General features: G+C 52.3%; 1 rRNA gene. It reads right to left on the reverse strand.

Going from position 1 to position 1,737, the window contains the following annotated elements:
• Window positions 1-46: 46 nt before the first annotated feature.
• Window positions 47-1,588: ribosomal RNA gene (locus tag CNE01S_RS23985) — 16S ribosomal RNA — on the reverse strand.
• Window positions 1,589-1,737: the final 149 nt, after the last annotated feature.

Consider the following 1,737-nt stretch of genomic DNA (forward strand, 5'->3'; position numbering starts at 1 on the left):
CTATCAGACAATCTGTGTGAGCACTACGCGGGTTGTATCTTTTAGGTAAGGAGGTGATCCAACCGCAGGTTCCCCTACGGTTACCTTGTTACGACTTCACCCCAGTCATGAATCACAAAGTGGTAAGCGCCCTCCCGAAGGTTAAGCTACCTACTTCTTTTGCAACCCACTCCCATGGTGTGACGGGCGGTGTGTACAAGGCCCGGGAACGTATTCACCGTAGCATTCTGATCTACGATTACTAGCGATTCCGACTTCATGGAGTCGAGTTGCAGACTCCAATCCGGACTACGACGCACTTTATGAGGTCCGCTTGCTCTCGCGAGGTCGCTTCTCTTTGTATGCGCCATTGTAGCACGTGTGTAGCCCTACTCGTAAGGGCCATGATGACTTGACGTCATCCCCACCTTCCTCCAGTTTATCACTGGCAGTCTCCTTTGAGTTCCCGGCCGAACCGCTGGCAACAAAGGATAAGGGTTGCGCTCGTTGCGGGACTTAACCCAACATTTCACAACACGAGCTGACGACAGCCATGCAGCACCTGTCTCAGAGTTCCCGAAGGCACCAATCCATCTCTGGAAAGTTCTCTGGATGTCAAGAGTAGGTAAGGTTCTTCGCGTTGCATCGAATTAAACCACATGCTCCACCGCTTGTGCGGGCCCCCGTCAATTCATTTGAGTTTTAACCTTGCGGCCGTACTCCCCAGGCGGTCGACTTAACGCGTTAGCTCCGGAAGCCACGCCTCAAGGGCACAACCTCCAAGTCGACATCGTTTACGGCGTGGACTACCAGGGTATCTAATCCTGTTTGCTCCCCACGCTTTCGCACCTGAGCGTCAGTCTTTGTCCAGGGGGCCGCCTTCGCCACCGGTATTCCTCCAGATCTCTACGCATTTCACCGCTACACCTGGAATTCTACCCCCCTCTACAAGACTCAAGCTTGCCAGTTTCGAATGCAGTTCCCAGGTTGAGCCCGGGGATTTCACATCCGACTTAACAAACCGCCTGCGTGCGCTTTACGCCCAGTAATTCCGATTAACGCTTGCACCCTCCGTATTACCGCGGCTGCTGGCACGGAGTTAGCCGGTGCTTCTTCTGCGAGTAACGTCAATCACTAAGGTTATTAACCTTAATGCCTTCCTCCTCGCTGAAAGTACTTTACAACCCGAAGGCCTTCTTCATACACGCGGCATGGCTGCATCAGGCTTGCGCCCATTGTGCAATATTCCCCACTGCTGCCTCCCGTAGGAGTCTGGACCGTGTCTCAGTTCCAGTGTGGCTGGTCATCCTCTCAGACCAGCTAGGGATCGTCGCCTAGGTGAGCCATTACCTCACCTACTAGCTAATCCCATCTGGGTTCATCTGATGGCAAGAGGCCCGAAGGTCCCCCTCTTTGGTCTTGCGACGTTATGCGGTATTAGCTACCGTTTCCAGTAGTTATCCCCCTCCATCAGGCAGATCCCCAGACATTACTCACCCGTCCGCCGCTCGTCACCCAGAGAGCAAGCTCTCCCGTGCTACCGCTCGACTTGCATGTGTTAGGCCTGCCGCCAGCGTTCAATCTGAGCCATGATCAAACTCTTCAATTTAAAAGTGTTTGATGCTCAAAGAATTAAAACTGTTTATAAAATCAGTAGTCACTCTTCAAGACTTGATATTTTGTTGCATCCGAAGATGCTGAGATATCAATCCTGCGAGTGCCCACACAGATTGTCTGATAAATTGTTAAAGAGCAGTG

It is taken from the genome of Cedecea neteri NBRC 105707 = ATCC 33855 (assembly GCF_001571265.1).
GTDB lineage: Bacteria > Pseudomonadota > Gammaproteobacteria > Enterobacterales > Enterobacteriaceae > Cedecea > Cedecea neteri.